Here is a 21573-nt window from a genome sequence, read left to right on the forward strand (position 1 = left end):
CTACCTCCTATTTGGTTTCAATCCACCTGGCAGTGCATCAGAACCACCCTCAAAACGATACTCCGCCCAATTTTGTAGGCGCCTTTTAAACATATCATAATCTTCAGATGTATCAATTATTTTTAATAGCTCATTATGTGCTTTTGTCGAGCCTTTTCCACCATGTTTTCCAGTTGGATTAACAAACTTCGTCTCACTTATCAGTGTTCTCATTTCTACAATTTGTTCGGCAGTTACCCCCCAGTATTTAAAAGTATCAGCACGGGAAACCAAGTGCCATTCGTGCAACCCACCTGGATGGCGCAATCGGTCTTTAATTGACTCTCTTAGCTTAGGGTCTGCCCATACTTTATCAAATTCTTCTGTAGTTAAGGAATTAAACCAGTTTTTGAATTCCCCATTTCTTACTGTTGGTACAGAGTCAAGAACTTTACCCGTACCCTTACCACTAATTTCAGACTCCACTCTCGCCATAGAAATTAACTGATCCTTCACCCCCGCACCATTAACCACATTATAAGGTACTCCACCTGCCAACGACAGTTGGTTTTTAGGATTGTATGGCAATAGGTTAGGAATTGAGACTAATTCTTTTGCTTTCGTAACGCCTTTTACTGCTGCCGCTTTTGTAGTGGCTACCCCAGTCTTCGTTACGGCTCCTGCACCTTTTGTTCCTACTACTGATGTGACGACTGTTCCAAGGGCATAAGTTACCCAATGAGACCGCGAATAGGCATCTCCATTTACCATATCCCGCTCATATGAATCAGATATTGCCTTTGAAATATATTTGTAGGTTTTAACTGGGTGCATAATCGAATTTGCTACGCCTTCAATCGCTTCCCCAGGATCTGTGACCAGACCCCAGATTCCTGTCACAAAGTCTTTTCCCACATCAAAAAGTCCTAGGCCAATTCCTTTTGCAATGTCTGCCGTTTGCTTAGCCGCTTCTAGCTGCATAACATATTGCTGCTGGGTGGGTGCTAAGTTTTCGTATCCGATTTGCTTGGCGATTTTGAGGAATTCATCCGGATTTGTTACATGATCGAGTTGTGCCTTTAGTTCTTTGATCCGGCGATTCTCCGCTTCCTCTTGCTTAACCTTCAGATATTCTGCGGTCTCTTTCTTCCTTACTGCTAAGTTTTTATAGGCTTCACTATTTTTATAAGCTGTTGCATTAAAATAGAGGGGGGATATTTCTCCTCCCCTTGTACTGGATACTTTCAATTGCTCCATGAGTGCCGCCACTGCCGCTTGGTCCTCTTCGGATTTAGCATATTCAGTCGTCCACTTATGATCGATTTCGTTTACTTTGTTTATCGTTTGGGTCCGTTTCTTTTCAGCTTTCTCGATATTCTCATAGAACTCATCATCGGAAAAAGGTTCTAACTGAATGATATCATCAATTTCAGCCAATATTTTTTTCAAATCATTTTTTTGGGCTGTGACCATTTCCTTGGAATTTCGACTGGCGTTTTCAAGCTCTTCCTCTAAAAAAGGGACTGTAACCACGGTCTCACTAAGGTTCGCTTCGATTGTATCTCCTTGAATTCCACTAAAAAAGGCAACATGCCGATTGATCAGGCGCAGCCAAGCATCCACGACATCGATTTGTGCTTTATAAAACCCTTTGATGGCCTCTGCGCCTTGACCTTGTAGCTCATCATCCAAATTAACGATACTCTCAAATCCTTTTTTTAATTCCGTGAGCTGTTCTTTTAGGTCCTTATATTGTCCGACACGCGTTTGCATGGCAGAAACTAGTGTTTGAGATTCGTAAATCATAGACATTATTGAAAGTCCTTTCAACTACTTTTCTTTTAAAATCTTAGAGATTACCAGATTTCTTTTTTATGTAATATTTTTATTTACTGTAAAATTATGGACTAAATATATTTTAGAAGAGTTTCTACTTTTATTCAAGAATTGAAGGGGATTTCATTAAACAATTGTTTTATCGAAATCAATAGGTTCATTCTTACCAATGTGAATGATTGATGCAAGTTCTTACACGACAAGTGAAAAGACGCGCTGACCAAAAGAAAAGCTGGGTGATTAAAAGCCGGTTTTCTAAATAAAAAAGACCCCAAACCAACAAGGTTGTGAGCTCTTAAACCTAAGCCTTAAACAATATGAGACGCTGTAATGATGTCTAGCGACACTGACTATCAATGCGAGTTCTTTAGTTGCGCAGGTTAGGAAGTGGTTCATTTTTTTCACATATTTACACTTTATATTTAATGAGGTTAATTAAAAATTAGATCCAATATTAACGTGATGAGATTGTAGATAATTATGGAAACCACACCCATTAAAATCAACGCAATTAACAGTGGTTTTCCGTTATGTAAGTAATATCTATCATTAGGGATTTAGAGGTGTAATAGCCAGCGATGAAGATATCGAGAAGGCAAAGCATTTTATTAATATGAGTTATGACGCAAGTTAACGGGCAAGCATTACGCAAGCCCGTTGATTTTTATGTAGTGCCAATTCAACAGCTTTTAGGATTACATCCCACCTGTAACGCCGATTTCTTCATCAGTGATGGCTGCTGCACCTTCTGATGCTAAGAATACGGCTGTTGCACCGATTTCTGAAGGGTCTAGTAAACGTTTTATCCATTGTTTTATAGGATGTAGTGGTTTAAGCTTATCCAATTTAATTCCTTTTTTTCTTTAAATGTATTGTTTTCAATCCATTTTGTATATAATACTATACATAAGAGGTGAAATATTTGAAAAGAGAAAAAGTAAAAAACAACGTGCGATATTTTCGAAGATTACATGATTTTACTCAAGAAGAACTTTCGGATCGAATAGGTGTGCACAGACAAACCATTGTTGCTTTGGAAAAACAAAAATACGAACCCTCAATAGGAATTGCTTTGATGCTCTCAGCTGTATTAAATGAACCAATCGATAAATTATTCTTTTTAGAAGAAAAAACAGATTAAATTCAGGAGGGATCTTTATGCGTTTGAAAAAGTGGTTGATTTTAGTTGGTTATATTTGCTTATACTTAGCCTTTGGATATTTATGTTATTCAAATTTTGTAAATATATCAGGTAGCAATATATGGATTTTATGGGGAATAGCTTCTCTTGTTATTGGTTATCAAGTAATTAATTTCTTAGTCAAGAAAAAAAATGATAAATGGAACAGTAGTTACGTTGTTGGAGATCAACGTATTTTTCGTAAAATTCTAGTTTCTCTCTCTATATCATATGTTTTTATTCTGATTTTTTTATTGATTGGAACAATTGGATTCTATAATGATTTCATTTCAGGCTATAATATTTTGGTCGGAGCTATTATTCTAAGTTTGTTGGTTTTTATGATTTCCCAAATTGTTCAAAGCTTTGTAAACTAATCTAAATAAAACTTCATATAGGTTGTAAAAAAGTTAGTAAATCCTCCCTTATAGAATTGTAAGGTAAAAAATTATAAGGAGGATTTTAAATGACAATCATTAAATCATTATCTTTAAATGCGCTAGAAAAACAATCTTTTAAAGAGAAAATCCAGGAAAAAGTAACAGCTCAATTTAATCTTGCAGCTGACTTTGGTAAGTTGCAGGCAAACGAAGTTGATTATTCCGTGTTAAATGAAGGCAAAGTTGCAAAAATGGAAAGTACGATTGGTAAGCAATTTACTATTCCTGTGAAAACAACGAAGCATTTGATGGTGAAATACATTACATCGAGGTAAATGGGGCCTCAACCCATTCCCCTGAAAACCACAAAAAGAGCTCCCATATGTAATTCACAAAATGAATTTTAGAAGCTTTTAAAATATATGTTTTTCATTTTGTGGATACTAACTACAGAAGAGCCTTGGCCTACATCCGATTAAGTGGGCTTACACATTTGATTTGGCAAAACCCAGCTAAGAGAAGGATTTCTCCTCCTCTCTGTGCTTCTAATTTGCGCTGTCAAGACTGGGTACGGCATAAGAAATGTTTTCTGAATCCCTTTTAAGATTAATCCTTGAATCTAGTTTTTATAGATTTAATTTCTTTTTAACCTCTTTAGACAAATCATCAGCTTCAATCACCTCAGGATCTCCGGTATATCCATCGAGACTTCTAGGAAGACGTAAAAGCGTTCCTATTTTGTATGGTTCTTCAACATAAAAATATACAACCTTTTCGTTCCCATTCTCATCGAATCCTTTTAAATTATAAACATATTGCCCCTCATTATTAGTTTGTTCTGCTTCTTCATCGATTTGCACATAATAATCTTTTTCATACATCACTTCTTTTTTACCACAACCGACTAACATAAAAGTCGCTAGACAACTAAATATCGCTAATGTTTTAATAATTTTCATGTTTACTCCTCCTCGTATGATAAGCTTCAAATGAAGAATGAATTACTTTTAACTTCTTTAATAGTCAGATGCTTCATTCAGTAGCTACTGCTGAAAACCATATTTTTATTTCTCAGTAATCTCACTTTAAACCAGATTTCCGCTGTTAGTAGCCTTTTTTGTGGTGCTGAGGCACTTTTCCATATGTGCCTATACGCCATAATAACTCGATCGGACCCATCTTAAATCGCTTAAGCCAAATGGTACTATAAATCATTTGAAGAATTAATATTCCTACAGAAATCATTATTAATGTTGTTAAATGAACATGATTGTTCAAATTAAATATAGAGTCAATGCAAATAATCAAGAAAGTTTGCATTAAATAATTTGTCAATGCCATTCTCCCTATATTCTTCAAAGGAGAAAGCCATTTTTTTACTGTTGCATGCTGAAGAAGTAGGGTCAACGTTGTAACATAAAACAGGGTGACAGCGAGTCCGCCAACAGTACCAGCCACATCGATCATACCAGTGGTTGATGTAATCTTGTACTGCAAGTATAAAGATATTGGGATAGCTGCCAAAGCTATCATTTGCAGTCGGCGAATGGTCTTTTTATACCTATTAAGACTCTCAAGAACTTGTAATTGCCCAACACATAAACCAAGTAAAAACATTGTAAAAATCATAAACACATAGCCGATCCAAAGAGATGGAATCAACAGAATGACTGCGATTATAAAATTTGTTTTAGGTTTGAATTTATAAAATGGAATTAAAATAAAGCCGCATATGGCATAAGGAAGTAATGCTTCACCTGGTTGGAAGAGATGATGAATAAATCCAATAGCTAATAAAATTAGCAACCGACGGATAAATAGTTTTCTTCCATTGTTCCCATTTGAGTTGGCTCGGAATATAAACAGATAAAAACCAATTCCAAATAAGAAAGAAAAAATCGGGAAAAATCGCTGACTCACGCCATAATCCAAAACGACCCTTACAACATAATCAAGTGTTCCCTGTTCAGGGATAAGGTAGTTAATCATTTGTGTAATGTTAATCAGAATAATTCCTATTAAGGCAAAGCCGCGCAAGAAATCTAATTCATCTATTCGTTTCATAAATTTCACTCCGCCTATCAAGTAGTCAGTATGGAAAGAGGATTAAAAAGAATCCTCTTCCATTTGCTGTTTGCGTATTAATTTGCCAGTTTGTTTAAATAACTCCGTCGAACAATGAAAAAACTTATAACAAATAGCAGTAAAAATATACCTACACCGAGCGCTGTCATTTGATAGAATGTAGATGAAATATAGTTGCGCATACTAAACATCCCTACAAATAAAACAATAGCTGCGATGGTAAACGGGATAAAAGTTAAAGTGGCCAACTCCCTCGTTACAACAGAAGATAGTTCTTTAACAGAAAGACCAATTTTTCGAATGCCCGCATATTTTTCCTTTTCTTCTGCGAGTGACGTTTGCAGGTAGAAATAAAGAATACTCATTGCTGCGCTCAAAAAGATCAAACTCAACATAAATCCGATGAAAAACATGATACTCTTCACAAATTTTTCCGCATCATATAAATCAATTTTAGAAGCTGTTAGGCGAATATCCTGCTCTGTATGAACCCGTGATAAAATGGTTTCAGCTACTTCTACCTTGTCCGTCCAATGATCTACCTCATAAGCAAACACTTTATAAACTGGATAATCAATTGTTTCATATACTTCATCAGGAACGATAAAATATGCATTTCGTATACCTGTTGATAAAATATTTTTTTCTTCTAGACCGGCATAATGAAGTTCTCCAAACGGGTAATCATGAATGATTTCAGTATTTGGACGTACACCCTCATTACCGGCTGCAACATAATACTCGTTATCCCCTAGTTTTATCGGCTTATGCAGACCAAGAGCATTATAATTCGAAACGGACATAAAGCCAATCCGATGTTCATCATCGGCTTTGAAGGCTGAATAATCGGCAGTATACTTACCTTCTTTGCCTAATGTTTCTTCAATAAACGTAATATCTTCCTTCTCGGCCTCCGATGTGTTACTAGGAAGGGAGATATATTGGAAGCTGTAAGGATATAGGGCCTCAGTATTTTCCTTCACATTATAGTAGGAGCTATATAGAACGCTTGTACATACAAAAACACCAAGCAGTAAAACCGTTAAAAGGTATATGATATGCGCATGGGAACGTCCTTTTGCCTTTAAGTTGGAAACAAACAGCATATTTGTTTTTCGAAAATATGATGGTCTTCTTTGCAATAGACGAATGGCCAGTAGCGCACCTTGAGTAATTATGAAATAAAGGGTTAATAATAGGCTGGCAATTAGAGCAATATAGCCGAGCGATTCAAAAGACTTTACCCAACTCATTTCCTTGATTATTGACACGAGTAATAAGGCACTGACAATAGTGGATAGCACTAGTTTCAATGGTGCTGATGCAATGAGCTTTTCCTGTGTCACATCTGATTTTAAGAGCTGTACGATTTCTTCTTTTTTAATAAAGCGTGTCATCCATTTTGATACTACAATAAATAAAATAGCAAATAGAACAATCGTTAACATGATGGATTGTAAGGGTACATACATACCAAAGCTATCCGCACGTAATATCCTTTTAGCCACCATTAAAAATAACGGCGCGATAATAAGTCCGAGTGCAATCGCTGTGATAATTGCTGCTCCGGCAACAAGCATATTTTCTCTAAAAACCATTTTGCGAATTTGCTTCATGGAGGCACCCGTCATCATAAATACGCCAAGCGTTTTTGTTTTCTTTTTTAAAAAAGCAAACAGCGAATAAATGATAAAGACAAATGAGAAAATATAAATAAAGAAGCTGGCAAGCATCATTGTTATTCCCAGTGTGCTTGTGGTATCAACTTCCGCCATCATCGGATGGAAAGCTGTTGTCGAAAAAAGAAAAAAGATGAGAATCGAGAACACACTGCTTAAAAAGTAAGAAATATACGTCGATTTGTCTCGTAAAATATTTTGGACGACAATATGATTAAAACTCATGCCGACCACCGCCTAGAAACGTGAGGGTATCCATAATTTCTTGATAAAATTGCTGTTTGCTTTTACCCCGATGTATCTCATTAAAAAGAACACCGTCTTTTATAAAAATGACACGCTGAGCAAAACTGGCAACATAAGCATCATGCGTCACCATTAATATGGCTGTGTTAAAAGACTTGTTAATCGATTCAAACAATCCCATCACATTATTTACGGCTTTAGAATCTAAGTTTCCAGTTGGCTCATCTGCTAGCAATAAGCTTGGTTCATGAATGACCGCTCTTGCAATCGCCACACGTTGCTTCTGTCCTCCTGAAATTTCAAATGTACGCTTTTTTAAAATCTCTCCAATCCCCAAAAAATCGATAATATTCGTTAAACGCTGTTTCATTTCTTTCTCATCTATGGAATCAAGTGTCAATGGCAATAAAATATTTTCTTCTACTGTTAATGTATGAACCAGGTTAAAATCTTGAAAAACAAAACCAAGTTCTTTTCGTCGAAATTTCGCCAATTCATCGTCATTTAACTCATATGGATTTTTGGAATTGATGGTAATAATCCCATTGGTAGGCCGATCAATCGTGGAAATACAATTAAGGAATGTTGTTTTCCCACTGCCAGATGGTCCCATCACGGCAACAAATTCATTTTCAGCTAAATGAAAATCGATCCCTTTTAATGCCTTATATGTGATTTCTCCTGTGTATTCTTTTTGAAGTTGCTTTACGCCTAAAATCGTGTTTGCCATGTGCAATTCACTCCTTTGTATCTTTCGTTGCTTTTAGTATAACCACTCCCCCCTGCTCCCTAAAATCTTTGAACATGACAGCAAGATGACAAAATTGTCATATTTAAAACGGCTAACCTTTGGCAGCCGTTTCTAAATTTCCCGAAAAATCAATGATAAAAGTTGTTTCATGATGGGCGGAATATAACTTGTATGGATGATTTAATGTTGACAGAATTTTTTTTACTAAATAAAGCCCGATACCAGTCGCTTCAACCTTAGTACGGCCTTTCGTACCTGTGTAAAACAATTCAAAAACACGGTTTATTTCGTTTGCAGCTATCGTTTCCCCTTTGTTTTTGATCAATAGTTGACCATTGTCATAATGAATCATTACGGAAGATTGCTTCTCTCCATATTTGACAGCATTACTCAATAGCTGGTAAATCACAACCTTTGTCCATTTACGATCCGAATAGATCCATACGTCATCTTGTATCGTAATTTTTGGAAAGATTTCTTCCTCAATAAAATAATCCTTTAAATCATTAACCACTTCCTGTATGACACTTTTTAATGGAATCGGCTCTATCTTTAGATCTGCTAATAATTTCGTGGAGCGGCTATAAGTCAGCAGCTGATTTAAAGAGAAATTCAGTTTATCGCATTCTGCTTTAACCTTTAGCCATTCCACAAGTAAACCTGGTTCCTTCGACTGATTGGATTGTACTAGCAATTGAATGACAGAAAGGGGCGTTTTCATTTGATGAACAGCATGAGAAATCAACAATTGCTGTTCATCTAAGACATCTTTATGCTCGGCTTCTTTTGAAAGGAGGAGGGACTGTATAGATTGCATTTGTGCCGCATATTCCTTTTCAATTGGAGCAGCCGGCTGGTAAATCAAAAGGCTGTCTGTCGTCATATTATTGCCATTTAAATGTAGATACATATTTTTCCGACGTACATAACGAATGGACAGGAAAATGGCTAGGAATGTAAGGGATAAAAAGACAAAATATGCATAATGATTTTCCAAACCATCCAGCCGCTGAATGACAATTGGCAAGCTAATAAATGAAATAATATATAGGGTAATAAAGCTTAAATGATCCCGTAAAAACAGCTTCATATGCTTTTCTCCCTTAACTGATAGCCAATTCCCCGGATTGTTATAATTTCAAGTGAAGAATTAATCGCTTCTAACTTCTTTCTCAACCTTTTAATATTAACGGTAAGCGTATTTTCCTCTACAAACGCCTCTTCATCCCAAATAGATGTAAGCAACTGTTGCCTTGTGACAACATTAGGGAATGTTTCAAGAAGGATTCTACAAAGCTGAAGTTCCTTTACAGTCAATAGCTCCTCCCCGTCAGATGTATATAATCGAACAGTATCCAAGTTTAAAGATGTGTCTCCCTTTTTTAAAATGTGAGTTTGCGATTCTTGTGCATATTCACCGTATACACGACGAATTTGGCCGTTTATTTTTGCCACTACAACATCCATTAAAAAAGGCTTTGTAATGAAATCATCTGCCCCATTTTCAATTCCATACACTTGATCCAGCTCACTCATCCTAGCTGAGAGAATTATGATAGGACAATTCGATACCTTTCTTATTTTACGAGACCAATAATAGCCGTCAAAGTAAGGGAGGTTTATGTCCATTATGACAAGGTGCGGTTGAAAATCTTGAAAAACATCGAGTACCTTTTCAAAATCTACTATAATGTGGCAGTCATATCCGTATTTCCCAAAATGGTTTTTTAATGCATTGGCAATATGCATTTCATCTTCAACAATTAATACCTTATACATCAAATCCTCCTTCAAAAAGTTACCCAGGGTTTTTATTATTTTTAACTACCACTTTAATATAATTTTCTATAAAGGTCTTTGTAAAGAGGAACAGCGTTTTGAAGTAATAAAAGAAGAGTGGAGAGGTTACTTATCTAGGCAGGAAGCTTTACCGAAAGATTATTTTTCAGAGCTAGATAAATTAATTTTTTTTGAAAAAGAGTTCCTAAGTTTATTAGAAACTTTTAGATTCTCCAGTATTAATACAAATGAAATTACGATTTCTCACGATAAATACACTATCACTACATAATCAAAGTAATTTAATCTTTATTCTTATTTTTATTCTTCCTCTCCTAATTCTAATTTATTAAAGTGTTAATCCAATGAAATATATCTACCAATTTAATATCATCCCGAAACTCAATAGTCGAACCATGATTATTGACTATTTTTATAAAAACATCTAAAATTTGGTTAATGATATTAATTGGGCGGTGTGTATTTATTGAGTAATATAGGTATTCCAGGATTAATTCTAACTTCTCTTTTCGTAATATTAGTTTTGTTTTTACTAAAAAAACTAGTGCAACCGAAGAAAGAACTTCAACAAAAAATAGATAAACTAGAAGAAGAGGTTCGAATATTAAAAAATCACAAATAATAAACTATGCTTTAATGTACTAACAGGTGCATTAGCTGAAGATCAGAGCTGTCTTTAAGGCAGCTTTTTCTTTATGCAACTATCGGGGCAGTTAGTTGAAGAAGAACTGAATAAATAAATAAATAAATAAATAAAAACCCAAATTATTGCAATGAGAATAAAAAATTCAATCGTTCAATCAGATTTATCGGATAATTTTATTAATTCCAGTTTTTCTCTATAAATTGAACTGCAGGTTGTAAATTTGTTTTGTTAGCAATTGAAATGACAGCGGGAACCACAGAAGGGTCCGTTTTGGAGAAATTAGGGATCCGTGGATTTAACCGAAAAAAACGATTTCCTAGAAGCAGAGAACTGACCATGGATTCATAGTAACCGGATCCACTAGAGATAATCTGAAGAAATGGCAGTAAGGGTTCATTGGGCGATCGGTCCAAAAGAACTCCCCAATTTGGGGGAAGGTTCTTCATATTTTCGGGGCGTATGTTATCTGCACTCACCATCCCCCACCCCTTCGTATCTCTTCTCAATTGAGTCGGCTCTTCACCTGTTCCAATGGATAATACCGCAATTTGATCCAACGGCTGTTTGGCTTTCCCCACTGCAAACGCGATACTGGCTGTACTGGGGTTAGTTGCTACTGTATACCCATCCACGTAGTTTTGATAGGCTCGTTGCGTCGCGGGAGCACCACTGCTCCGTAGTATTACATCACTCGCTTTCTCATTTAAATAGGGAGAGCCAGGAAAGTTGTGGAATAACACAGGAGTCCAACGATTCAGCTCCGGTGAGAATAAATGAAATGCAGGGACAACAATTCGTCTTTTTAAGTCTTTGAGGAGAAGATCTGGTGGAAAAAATGTTTGTACCGCTTTAATGAAACCAGAGTATGGTAATTGTTGGTTAAAAATAGGTCCACCTGGTCGGGAAACGCTGAATGCTGGCAGGATTTTATCCTTAAAAAACTGGAGTGTTTCCTTCGGCGATCTTCCACTTGCTAACGCAAGGGCAGTGAATGAACCGATTGAATTTCCTGAAAAAACATTGGTTCGACTAATTAATTTTGGGTTTTGCTGAGCCAGTCTGTTCAAAAGTTGTAAACTTAAAGCACCTAAGGTACCGCCTCCATCAAAGGACATAATCCGATATTTTGTCAAAGCTGATTTCTCCTTTCCAATCTGATCACAAGTATCATTAAGTATATGTTTATTTTTTGTCTGTAGTATGGGTAATGAATACCTCTTTGACCTAAAATCCTTCAGGAGCCGGATTATGTAGCTAAACATCCAAGGAAAGACTCCATCGATTATATAAAAAAATACTACGACGAGGATAGAGGAGACTACGTTTGAGTGGCAGTACAGGCAAGCGGAATGGGAATTTATTATGCACGTACTTTGTTTGTAATGGGTGAAGAGAGTCAGAAAGTACAACAAAAAAAAAAGCTTTTAAAAAAATAAAAAAGCCATAGCAGTGGGCTACGGCTTCCTAGCATGCAAGATTTTAGCGGGGTGACAATCCCGATCTCCAACGAGGGTGACGGCTGCCTGTTCCTTCCTCAAACAGGTTATTGATTATTTTTATTAAATATCGTGCGATCCTTCAAGATGGAGGTCGCTTTTTCCAACAACAGGATTGTGAAGAATTGAATTTAAACTAAAGGGTGCGTTAGTTGAAGATAGGAGTTGTCTTTAAGGCAGCTTTTCCTTATGAAACTAAAGGGGCAGGATAGTTCAACAAACATAGTGTCTTCGTACTGTTCATTAATATTTGTTTGAATTATTTATTGATGAAATTGTCATCTTATTTTTTATGAATGGTTCTAGAATTGTTAGGCAAAATAATTACGAATATTAAATAAGGTGGTGAATAACTCTGAAAGCAAAAGCACCAACACCAGCCAAAGCACCAACACCAGCAAAAACAACACGAGCAAAAGCACCAACACCAGCACGAACACCGGCAAAGCATCAATGACAAAGAAGAGAATTCAAAATTCAAGTATTGAACAAATCAATAAAGATCATGAAACCGAAACTGCTTTCAAAGTAGACAATCCTAAAAAACATCAAATAAAGGATAACAAGTAATGATTAGGAACCTTTTGATTCCTTTTTTTGTTGCACAGTTTGTGTCAACTCTATAATAATCCTACTGAACTAACAGGAGCGTTTGTTCAGTAAGGATCATAAAAATGATCAATCTTTTTTATAAAAGATTAATCCAATTAAATAGTATAAGGGCATGTTTTGATTAATCTTTTTTCAAAACATGCCCTTTCTATTTTACCTTTGAAATGATTCAGAGAAAACATCAGTCAAATTTATTTATTCTGTTCAAGGCATTGATAAACCGCCATCATATCTCGTTTATTCAATTCACGAATCCGAGCGAAAATCGGAATATCGGCAACGGCCTCGGTACGTTCTCCTTCAGCCACAGCATCGCTTACTTTCCCTGTCAGCCAGGTCTGTACGTCGATGTCTTCGACGATTGCTTTACGCCCTTCATCATTGATGCCACTGGCATGACAACTCACACAAGGTATCGTTAATTTATACACACCGTCATGGAGGTTATCTTCTGAAATGACTTTCTTCCCATTACAGAATGGGCATTTATGACTTGCTTTAATTTTATTGATTTGGGTAACGATTTTTTTGTAGCCAAATGCTTCATAGACATAGGTTAGTTTTTTGTATTTGCCATTGGAGAAATATTTATCAATAATGGTTTCCCTTGTTTCGTTAATATTGGCAAAGTCACAGATGGTGATCTGATTTTTGCTGCTGATTGCTTCGATATTGCCTTTAATGCTGTCCCAGAATGGTAAGGTGTTTTGTAAAACCACTTCATAGCCAACGAAGCTAGCTAGTTCCAGTTCGAGCATTTTCAACGCTGCTTTTGTTTCCCGAGGAAGGAATGAGATATCATCAGTGAGTGCGATATCGCCGCCCACAATCGCTTTTAGTTTTTCCAGCTCTGGCAGCTTCCCTACGATTTCGATAACTTGATCAATTGGCTTTTGGATGATTTCACGAATATCTGTGTCACCAAATGTTAGTTTTTTATGATGGTTTAGGACAGTTCCTTGACAGACTGGACAGGTAATCATCTCTTTTGATGCTTTCATCTGCTCTTTAATGATCGATTTTGATATAAACATATAACGCCCGATGATGATATTGAATCCTTCCCATGTTCGTGACGCCTTGCCTGCTTTATCGTAAAAGGACTTTTCCCAATATCCATATAAAAAGGTCTGCTTTTCTGCATCTGTCATCTCATTATAGCTTTTACTAATATCGTGACCGAGTTCATTCTTGATCTCATCAAATAGGAATTGCAGTTTTGGGTATTGATAATATTTTAATACTTCCATCACGTCTGGATGTAATAAGCCATCCCAGAATGGCACGGTTTTGTCTTGAATGACGACATCAAAATCAAATTTTTCAATGCCCCTGCGGCCCGAACAGCTTGGACAATGATTTTCTGCAGAATAGAAATCGAAGCTTCTTGTATCTTTATTGGTCGGATGTGCAGCGACTAGATGGTTGATCATTCCGCCCAATTCATAAAGAAACGTATATTGACTGTACAAGTGCCGTTCAAGATCGATAGCGATGACAGGTGCGATCGTGTCAGACTCGTACTCACCATAAATCACACGAGCGATTGGTGATAAGCTTTTTAAAATGCCGCCCTTATAGACGTTCTCTGCCTTTTTAAAATAGTCCAGATGATTTTCCTGTAAATAACCTACGCCATTTTTTGACCGAAGTGTGGAAGAGATATGCAATGGCTCCACTCGATCTCCACTGTCTTTTTGACGATAGTGATCATCATGACTGACAACGTCAAGATGTTTGACAGGTGCAAGCTGTCTTTTACCAAAATCAACAATAAAATCCGAGCTTTCCAACATATAACCATTATGTTCAATCATGATGATTGAGACCGATTCATCCTCAAGAATGACTCTGATACTATCGATGAATTGGTTTAAAATGTTTTGCGATAACCCTTTTGAAGGCTCGTCAAAAATGAACAGCGTATGTGGGTTTCTTGTGTTCGCAAACAGCTCAGAAACTAAATGGACACATTGAAATTCACCCGTCGATAAGGTTTGTGTTTTTCTTTCTAGCGTCAAATAACCAAGCCCGAGTTTGATCAATAAACTCAAGCGTTTATGAGCGATGTCTTCAGTTGGCAGTTCTTCGATAATATCTTCAATCGAACGCTGAAAAATACCATCAATTTCATCACTGTATTTGGTGAGTTTCTTTTTAATATCAAGAAACGTCGCAACAGTTGATCGACTGGTAATCGATTTGTTTCGGTCCTGCCCGACCATGACCAGTTTATCCTTTGGATACCGCTTCTGAAAATCTTTAGCGATACATTCATTGACAAGTGTAGATTTACCGCATCCAGACTCACCCGTAAAGGTAACGAGTCTATTCTTGGGAATCCGGATTTCTTCCATTTGAATATTACGGCAGTAAAGATCCTGAAATTGATAGTATTCCGTTGGCGTTGCTTCATTTCGTTCCCAGCTAATTGGTTTGAGACGCGGTGATTCCTCAACAATTTTCCCGCCATATTTCCCGCTGCCAGGTCCAAAGAACAATTGTTCATCTGTGCTATCTAACACCGTGTCTGAATGATCAATGAGCCAAATTTGATTCTTATAACCTAATTGTTTAATCTGTTCTAAAATTTTCAAAAGTGTTTGATGATCAAGACCGACAGAGATTTCATCAATGATAATCACGGTATTTTCACTTGTTGCCATAAATTCTGCCAAATAAAGCCGTGTTAATTCTCCCCCTGATACTGTCCCCATAATACGATTTAAACCTAAATAACCAATATTCATATTGATTATATTTTGGAGAATATGCTGTTTAGCTTCACTAATATGTAATGTCTCTGCAAGTGAAAGGATTGCTTCAATGCTTAAGTTGTTGATATCGGAAATAGTATGCGGACGATCTAATAATTCAATGGTATATTGCTCGACTTCTTGATTGTAGCGCTTCCCCTCACACTTTGGACATTCGACATTTTTCGTCGTACCGCGTCCTTTACAAGTGGGGCACCAGCCTAAGGCATTATTAAAGGAAAAAACTTCCGGAGAAAGATTGAATTTTTCAGCAAGACAAACACGAATCTCTTTAAACACACCAGTATGTGTGCCAATGGTTGAACGAGGATTGGCTGAAATGGATGATTTGCCGAGAAAAAGGACCAGCGGCATTTCCTCCATCTTGATGGCGCTGAAGTTGGTTTCCATAATATTAGGAAATAAATACTGATATTCAGACTTCGGCAATAAGGAAACGAGACGCTTCTTGGATTCTTCTCCAATGGTTTGACAAAAAGTAGTTTTCCCAGAACCAGATAAGCCAGCAATTCCTAATGATTGATCGTCTGGTAGTGATGAATCTAAATGGTTTATATTGTTCGCTATTAATCGATTTATTTTCATTTGTACTTCCTCTCGATTTTATTAAGCTCAGTCTTTCATATTAGCACAGCGACAAATGTATTTGGTATTTTTTTAACGGTAGCTCCACCCTTCTATTCTTTCACATTCCACTGCTCCAAAAACGTATGATTCATCGACAAAAATCGTGGATTAGGATTGGATTTTTTTTCAAAATCTATAATACAGAGGATGATTAGAGCCTTCTTATAGATTATAAAAGCCCCTCTCGTTTAAGAGAAGGGCATTTTTTATGAAGTATGACCATATTTTTGCCCAATACGCTTATTTTGTATTGGACTTTTTTGCCTTGTTTTCAAGCTCGCTTTTTGGCTCAGTGGCGAATTCCACATCTTTTCCATGTCCCTGCGGATTAACACTTGGTGCGATTTGGCCTCTTCCTGCTGTCTTTTTACTCATTTCCTTCACCTCCAAGTATATTATGTCCGAACTGTTCCAAATTAAAAAAACTGCATAGTATTAAATTCTACACAGGTTTCAAAAATTCCTGAATGGTTGATTCACCAATCATATGACTTTCATCCATTACCACATGCCGCCTTTGTTATTCCAAGGTCCGAAGTAAGCTCTCCGTTACAACGTTGAGCAAGAAAGGACTGGGTTCGCCAACCGTATAAATCTGCAAGTTATGCATAGCCCGGGTACATGCGGTGTAGAACAATCTTCGCAGGCTCTCATCACCGTATGTTTGCAAAGATGCATCATAAATAATGACAGCATCGAATTCGATGCCCTTGGCCAAATAAGCCGGAATGACAACAACACCCTGTTCATATTCATTTGTGCCTTTCTGTACGAGTTTAATTTCACCGAGGATACTAAGGGCATCGTATGCAGCAGCACTTTCCGCAGCGGATTTACATATTATTGCGATTGTATTATACTCACGACTTTGAAAGTCTTTGACTTTCGCCACGATTTTGTGGTGCAATTCATCACGGCTAGACACTTGAGTCAGTACAGGCTTCTCGCCTTCACGGTCGAATGCCTTTATTCGATGGCCTTCAGGAACTAGTTCACGTGTAAATTCTATAATCTGCTTTGTGGATCTGTAGCTTTGATCCAAGGTTATACTCTCGGTTTCACTTACTCCGTATAAACTGGTAAGAGTCTGGAAATCCACCCGTTCGCTGGCATGTGCAAATATTGCCTGGTTAAAGTCACCGAGCACGGTCATCCTTGCAGATGGAAACAACCGTTTCAAAAACTCGAATTGAAATGGAGAATAATCCTGCGCTTCGTCTACAAGCACGTATTTTATAGAAGTATTCGTCTGAAATCCTACAATTAGCTCCTTCAGCAGCAAAAATGGAGTCGCGTCTTCGTAATGCAGCTTACCTTCGTCCAGCATTTTTTGCGTTGATAAACATATTTCCCTTTCGACAGGTGTTTCACCCTCATTCCACAGTTCACTCCGTATTTGTTCGTCAAAAAGTTGCTTGTATATTTGCTTAATATTGATAAAATGAAGTGCTTTTACCCGTTTGCGTAACGTCTTTAATTTCTTGCGAACAATCATACGCGTGAGCATTTTATGCTCTTTCTCATAATCGTCAAAGGAATCTTCAGTATGGCCGCGTTTTTTCTCTAGGTAGGTGTATACCTTTTGATAGTCTTCTTTGCTAAGGTACTCGATTTCCTCCTGGACCCAAGGTTTTTTCAACTCAGACTTTTCCGTTTCATCAAGAATCTCACATAACCACTCTTTCAACTTTTCAACCCTATTGTGAAAACGCAGTGTGGTGTCTGTGTTATAAAACCTTTCTGAGATTTGTTTGGCGGAGACGAGCGTTTCCCCCCGGAACTTTAAACCTCTAAAGATCATTCCAGATCGTTCTAGTGATTGTCTGTATGTTTTGATTATCTCAAAGAAGCGAATTGAAGCCTTAAATTTGATACTCGCTGTCCTAGTGCTATAGGAAGGATCATCCGCTGCAGTCAACAAAAATTCTAATTGCTCATAAGGATCCTCAACTTGAAACGAGTCAGTTAGACGATGATCCAAGTATTCCTGGAATGTTACCTGCTGCATATTCTCTTCGCCAAGTTCGGGCAACACATTGGATACGTAGTTATTAAACATTGAGTTAGGAGAGAATAAAATGATTTGGTCGGCTTTTAGCCATTCCCGATTCTTGTAGAGCAAGTAAGCGATCCGTTGGAGGGCAGCTGATGTCTTGCCGCTGCCAGCGGCACCTTGAACAATAAGCAGACGTCCGCGATCGTTCCGGATGATCTTATTTTGCTCCCGTTGAATGGTGGACACAATGCTGTGCATATGCTTATCTGTTCCCTTGCCAAGCACCTGCTGCAGTATCTCATCTCCAATGGTGAGACTCGTATCGAACATTGATTCGATAACGCCTCCCTTGATGATATATTGCCACTTTTTCTCCAACATCCCAGAAATCATGCCTCCGGGAGTAGAGTATTCTATGGGGCCGGGAGGATAGTCATAATAGACACTCGAAATCGGAGCCCTCCAATCGTAGACAATGAAGTTTTCTCCTGTTGTATCAGTAAGAGTGGAGGTCCCAATATAAATATGTTCCGTAAGGGAAGACCCTTCTTCAGTTAAATCGATCCGACCGAAATAAGGTACTTCCTGCATGCGGCGCAGTGTTGACAACCTCTTGAAGGCATATCTATGGGAGCCTTCGCTTTGTGACAAGGCTTGAGCCTGCTGCCTTAAGCCAATGATGGTCTCGAGGTAATCATCGAAAGTATCCATATTAACCTTGAGGTCATCCCAAAAGTGTTTACGGATATTAACAACTTCTTTTTTACGCTTTGAAGTTTCTCCTTCTATTTTGCTGATTTGTTTCGTAATTGTTTCTATCACCTCATCCAAACGTTCTTGCTCCTGCCGAATTTCATCGTTCATATCAGACACTCCTTCAAAAAATAAAAATAGGGGTTGACTAGAGGTGAGTTTTACCTTATACTTATAGTAAGGGGTAAACTGTTTTTATATATCTGTAAATGTGTTTCTATACTAATTTATCACAATTACTGAATTATATCAATGTAAATTGCACATCAGTTGCCATAATAAATCGTCATATTAAACTCTAATTTAACATTTAAAGCCATAACCAGTTGAGCGAGTAGCTTACTGGTTATTTTTATGATTATTTATATTTTGAATGCCTAAACGCTTCGCTAGTCCTGTTTTCATAATAGCTGCAACATTCACATCAACGGTTGATTCGTAGTATCCCATGACATGTGATTCATATTGTCTTGACTTATTTTTGTTTGTTAGATAATTTGTTTAGATTAAAACCTTTTGTAGGAGGAATTTATAATGAAACAATATAAAACATGTCAGAGTTGTGGAATGCCGCTTTCTAAAGATGAATTAGGTGGAGGAACTGAAAAAGATGGTAGTAAAAGCACTAAATATTGTAGTCATTGTTATATAAATGGTGAATTCACTCAAAATATTTCTGCGATAGAAATGCAAAAATTTGTTCAAAATCATTTGATGGAAAATATGAAAATGCCTAAATTTATTGCTAAGTTTTTTACTAGAGGAATCCCAAAGTTAGAGCGATGGAATTAATCAACTATTAGAAAACGAATTAACTTTTTTCTTACTGTTTTCATTCTAGATACTTTGATAAGTCAAAATTGTTGAATTACAAAAGTCTGGGAAATTGATGTAAATGCCCTCCTTTATAGAGAAGGCTTCTAAATTTTAAAACAAAGTTGATTAGAACAAAAAGTGCGAGACTCCTGCGGGTTAGGTCGAATGAATAATTAATTTCCGCCTGCAACGCCGATTTCTTCGCCTGTGATGGCTACTGCATTTATAGCTGCTCACCCCAGTGTGTTTTTCCCTTATTTTTCAATCGATTCAACTATTTAGAACTCCCCCTTCTCATTCAACGTAAGCATGTAACTTTATAAGAATTCGTCCATTCTCTTATGTTTTCCCCCCACCACCAACAAAAAAAGCCACCGATCCTCCGGTGGCTTTTCCCTTAAGCAGGTTTCTTATAATGTGAGATATCGACTTCGAGCGGGATATTGGCTGCTCGTTGTTTCTTTGCTGCTACGAAAAAGGCGGCGACTAGCGCGACGCTGATGATGGCTCCGATGATATAGGAGATGTCCATCGATAGTCTGAATCCGATTTGTGCGTTTAGGATATAGACCAAGACTGTGTAGAGCATGAATATTCCTGGCAGTAAGGAAACCCAGTAGTTTTTCTTGGCGATATACAGGTACATGGCTCCTACGAATAGAGCTATGACTGCTGTAGATTGGTTAGCCCATGAGAAGTAGCGCCATAGGATGTTAAAGTCGATTTGTGTTAAGGCAATTGAGATGATGAACAGTGGAACAGCGATGATTAAACGGCTGCTCATTTTCAATTGAGGAAATTTAACATAATCGGCAATAATCATTCGTGCACTTCGGAAAGCGGTATCTCCTGAAGTGATTGGCAGGACGATAACACCCAGTACAGCAATTGTTCCGACAACGGCTCCAAGTGTTACTGTTGCTGCTTCACTAACAATCAGTCCTGTTCCGCCTGTTGCAAGCAGTTCGTTCAAGCCAACCGGTCCATCGAATAAGCTCATGGCAGCTGCGGCCCAGATCATTGCGATAATTCCTTCTGCAATCATCATTCCATAGAAAATTTTCCGACCTTGTTGTTCGTTTTGAGTCGTACGTGAGATGATTGGCGATTGTGTTGCATGGAAGCCTGATAGTGCTCCGCACGAGATGGTTAGAAATAATAATGGAAAGATGGGAATATTGTCAGGATGTAAGTTAGATAGTGTTAATTCTGGAATTGGTGCTTGTTGAAAAATTAGGGCTCCACCTACTCCAACAGAACTGATTAAAAGTAAGGCACCGAAAATTGGATAAAAGCGTCCGATGATTTTATCAATCGGCAATAATGTAGCTAAAATATAATAAAGGAAAATGGCAACCGTGATAAGAGTTAAGCTGACTGTTCCGTTCATCAAGTTATGAAGTAATGCTGCTGGTGAAGTGACAAACACGGTACCAACCAAGATCAATAACAGAATTGCAAAAGCATTTACGACGTGCTTCATCACTTTCCCTAGGAACTTTCCTGCTAGTTCAGGTAAATGTGCTCCACGATTACGGATTGAAATCATCCCTGTAAGATAATCGTGAACCGCTCCAGCAAAGATACAGCCAATTACGATCCAGATAAAGGCGACAGGACCATATAGAGCCCCCATGATTGGACCGAATATTGGTCCAACGCCCGCTATGTTCAATAACTGTATCAATGAATTTTTACTAGTGCTCATCGGCAGATAATCGACGCCGTCCTGATTCGCGTAAGCTGGTGTAGGTCTTTCTGATTTAACCCCAAACATTTTTTCAATGAACTTACCATATGTGAAATATCCGACTATTAATAAAATGACTCCGGCTATAAATGTATACATCTATATGACCCCCTTGTAATCGCTTACAAGTAGTATAAAGGAGGAATATACAGAAAAGAGTGAAT

At 37.4% G+C, this 21573-nt stretch carries 18 protein-coding genes; 5 read left to right on the forward strand and 13 right to left on the reverse strand.

Annotated elements, in window-relative coordinates; all coding sequences use genetic code 11:
• Window positions 1-1791: a ribonuclease YeeF family protein gene (locus ACQKMR_RS19540; protein WP_427698801.1), complete on the reverse strand. Its 1791-nt coding sequence runs from the start codon at window positions 1789-1791 to the stop codon at window positions 1-3.
• A 719-nt stretch (window positions 1792-2510) separates the two neighbouring features.
• On the reverse strand, window positions 2511-2660 hold the full coding sequence (locus tag ACQKMR_RS19545) for an SDR family oxidoreductase (protein WP_427698802.1): 150 nt from the start codon (window positions 2658-2660) through the stop codon (window positions 2511-2513).
• Between the two features lie 68 nt (window positions 2661-2728).
• On the opposite strand from ACQKMR_RS19545, the gene ACQKMR_RS19550 reads away from it, so the two are divergent.
• From ACQKMR_RS19550 to ACQKMR_RS19560, 3 genes are all read left to right on the forward strand, one after another.
• Entirely contained in the window at window positions 2729-2956 is a 228-nt protein-coding gene (locus ACQKMR_RS19550; RefSeq protein WP_427698803.1) for a helix-turn-helix transcriptional regulator, read from the forward strand.
• A gap of 17 nt (window positions 2957-2973) precedes the next feature.
• On the forward strand, window positions 2974-3372 hold the full coding sequence (locus ACQKMR_RS19555; RefSeq protein ID WP_427698804.1) for a hypothetical protein: 399 nt from the start codon (window positions 2974-2976) through the stop codon (window positions 3370-3372).
• An 89-nt stretch (window positions 3373-3461) separates the two neighbouring features.
• Window positions 3462-3710, forward strand: a complete 249-nt coding sequence (locus ACQKMR_RS19560; protein WP_427698805.1) for a hypothetical protein — start codon at window positions 3462-3464, stop codon at window positions 3708-3710.
• 291 nt (window positions 3711-4001) lie between these two features.
• Here ACQKMR_RS19560 and ACQKMR_RS19565 read toward each other — a convergent pair whose 3' ends face one another.
• The 7 genes from ACQKMR_RS19565 to ACQKMR_RS19595 all read right to left on the reverse strand — a co-directional run bounded on the left by ACQKMR_RS19565 (window position 4002) and on the right by ACQKMR_RS19595 (window position 11715).
• Window positions 4002-4334: a DUF1093 domain-containing protein gene (locus tag ACQKMR_RS19565; protein WP_427698806.1), complete on the reverse strand. Its 333-nt coding sequence runs from the start codon at window positions 4332-4334 to the stop codon at window positions 4002-4004.
• Between the two features lie 145 nt (window positions 4335-4479).
• Window positions 4480-5439 (reverse strand): DUF418 domain-containing protein, encoded by a 960-nt coding sequence (locus ACQKMR_RS19570; RefSeq protein ID WP_427698807.1) that lies wholly within the window; start codon window positions 5437-5439, stop codon window positions 4480-4482.
• 77 nt (window positions 5440-5516) lie between these two features.
• Window positions 5517-7364, reverse strand: a complete 1848-nt coding sequence (locus ACQKMR_RS19575; protein WP_427698808.1) for an ABC transporter permease — start codon at window positions 7362-7364, stop codon at window positions 5517-5519.
• Window positions 7354-8115 carry an ABC transporter ATP-binding protein gene (locus ACQKMR_RS19580; protein WP_427698809.1) on the reverse strand — a complete coding sequence of 254 codons (762 nt, stop codon included), beginning with the start codon at window positions 8113-8115 and terminating at the stop codon, window positions 7354-7356. The genes ACQKMR_RS19575 and ACQKMR_RS19580 overlap by 11 nt, the downstream gene beginning before the upstream one ends.
• A gap of 112 nt (window positions 8116-8227) precedes the next feature.
• Complete coding sequence (locus tag ACQKMR_RS19585) at window positions 8228-9226, reverse strand: sensor histidine kinase (protein WP_427698810.1); 999 nt, start codon at window positions 9224-9226, stop codon at window positions 8228-8230.
• Window positions 9223-9915, reverse strand: coding sequence for a response regulator transcription factor (locus ACQKMR_RS19590; protein WP_328151556.1), 693 nt, complete (start codon window positions 9913-9915; stop codon window positions 9223-9225). The genes ACQKMR_RS19585 and ACQKMR_RS19590 overlap by 4 nt, the downstream gene beginning before the upstream one ends.
• 843 nt (window positions 9916-10758) lie before the next feature.
• A complete protein-coding gene (locus ACQKMR_RS19595; RefSeq protein WP_427698811.1) occupies window positions 10759-11715 on the reverse strand; it encodes a patatin-like phospholipase family protein in 957 nt (318 codons plus the stop codon).
• A gap of 816 nt (window positions 11716-12531) precedes the next feature.
• Here ACQKMR_RS19595 and ACQKMR_RS19600 point away from each other — a divergent pair.
• Window positions 12532-12648: a biofilm-forming protein gene (locus ACQKMR_RS19600; RefSeq protein WP_427698851.1), complete on the forward strand. Its 117-nt coding sequence runs from the start codon at window positions 12532-12534 to the stop codon at window positions 12646-12648.
• Between the two features lie 233 nt (window positions 12649-12881).
• On the opposite strand, the gene ACQKMR_RS19605 is transcribed toward ACQKMR_RS19600, so the two are convergent.
• The 3 genes from ACQKMR_RS19605 to helD all read right to left on the reverse strand — a co-directional run bounded on the left by ACQKMR_RS19605 (window position 12882) and on the right by helD (window position 18954).
• The gene (locus ACQKMR_RS19605; protein WP_427698812.1) at window positions 12882-16052 is read right to left on the reverse strand and encodes an ATP-binding cassette domain-containing protein; all 3171 of its coding nucleotides are present in this window, start codon (window positions 16050-16052) and stop codon (window positions 12882-12884) included.
• A gap of 282 nt (window positions 16053-16334) precedes the next feature.
• On the reverse strand, window positions 16335-16469 hold the full coding sequence (sspL, locus tag ACQKMR_RS19610) for a small, acid-soluble spore protein L (protein WP_201186571.1): 135 nt from the start codon (window positions 16467-16469) through the stop codon (window positions 16335-16337).
• A 145-nt stretch (window positions 16470-16614) separates the two neighbouring features.
• Window positions 16615-18954 carry an RNA polymerase recycling motor HelD gene (gene helD, locus ACQKMR_RS19615; protein WP_427698813.1) on the reverse strand — a complete coding sequence of 780 codons (2340 nt, stop codon included), beginning with the start codon at window positions 18952-18954 and terminating at the stop codon, window positions 16615-16617.
• Between the two features lie 423 nt (window positions 18955-19377).
• Here helD and ACQKMR_RS19620 point away from each other — a divergent pair, with 423 nt between their 5' ends.
• On the forward strand, window positions 19378-19635 hold the full coding sequence (locus tag ACQKMR_RS19620) for a zinc ribbon domain-containing protein (protein ID WP_427698814.1): 258 nt from the start codon (window positions 19378-19380) through the stop codon (window positions 19633-19635).
• Window positions 19636-20056: 421 nt separating this feature from the next.
• On the opposite strand, the gene ACQKMR_RS19625 is transcribed toward ACQKMR_RS19620, so the two are convergent.
• Entirely contained in the window at window positions 20057-21508 is a 1452-nt protein-coding gene (locus ACQKMR_RS19625; protein ID WP_427698815.1) for a carbon starvation CstA family protein, read from the reverse strand.
• Between the last annotated feature and the right edge of the window lie 65 nt (window positions 21509-21573).

It is taken from the genome of Peribacillus sp. NPDC096540, assembly GCF_050278525.1.
In the GTDB taxonomy this organism is placed as follows: Bacteria; Bacillota; Bacilli; order Bacillales; family DSM-1321; genus Peribacillus.

Bases quoted from the DNA above. Each gene is read 5' to 3' on its own strand.
- ACQKMR_RS19540 (WP_427698801.1), bottom strand. From the start codon at position 1,791: ATGTCTATGATTTACGAATCTCAAACACTAGTTTCTGCCATGCAAACG.
- ACQKMR_RS19555 (WP_427698804.1), top strand. From the start codon at position 2,974: ATGCGTTTGAAAAAGTGGTTGATTTTAGTTGGTTATATTTGCTTATAC.
- ACQKMR_RS19560 (WP_427698805.1), top strand. From the start codon at position 3,462: ATGACAATCATTAAATCATTATCTTTAAATGCGCTAGAAAAACAATCT.
- ACQKMR_RS19565 (WP_427698806.1), bottom strand. From the start codon at position 4,334: ATGAAAATTATTAAAACATTAGCGATATTTAGTTGTCTAGCGACTTTT.
- ACQKMR_RS19570 (WP_427698807.1), bottom strand. From the start codon at position 5,439: ATGAAACGAATAGATGAATTAGATTTCTTGCGCGGCTTTGCCTTAATA.
- ACQKMR_RS19575 (WP_427698808.1), bottom strand. From the start codon at position 7,364: ATGAGTTTTAATCATATTGTCGTCCAAAATATTTTACGAGACAAATCG.
- ACQKMR_RS19580 (WP_427698809.1), bottom strand. From the start codon at position 8,115: ATGGCAAACACGATTTTAGGCGTAAAGCAACTTCAAAAAGAATACACA.
- ACQKMR_RS19585 (WP_427698810.1), bottom strand. From the start codon at position 9,226: ATGAAGCTGTTTTTACGGGATCATTTAAGCTTTATTACCCTATATATT.
- ACQKMR_RS19590 (WP_328151556.1), bottom strand. From the start codon at position 9,915: ATGTATAAGGTATTAATTGTTGAAGATGAAATGCATATTGCCAATGCA.
- ACQKMR_RS19600 (WP_427698851.1), top strand. From the start codon at position 12,532: ATGACAAAGAAGAGAATTCAAAATTCAAGTATTGAACAAATCAATAAA.
- ACQKMR_RS19605 (WP_427698812.1), bottom strand. From the start codon at position 16,052: ATGAAAATAAATCGATTAATAGCGAACAATATAAACCATTTAGATTCA.
- sspL (WP_201186571.1), bottom strand. From the start codon at position 16,469: ATGAGTAAAAAGACAGCAGGAAGAGGCCAAATCGCACCAAGTGTTAAT.
- helD (WP_427698813.1), bottom strand. From the start codon at position 18,954: ATGAACGATGAAATTCGGCAGGAGCAAGAACGTTTGGATGAGGTGATA.
- ACQKMR_RS19620 (WP_427698814.1), top strand. From the start codon at position 19,378: ATGAAACAATATAAAACATGTCAGAGTTGTGGAATGCCGCTTTCTAAA.
- ACQKMR_RS19625 (WP_427698815.1), bottom strand. From the start codon at position 21,508: ATGTATACATTTATAGCCGGAGTCATTTTATTAATAGTCGGATATTTC.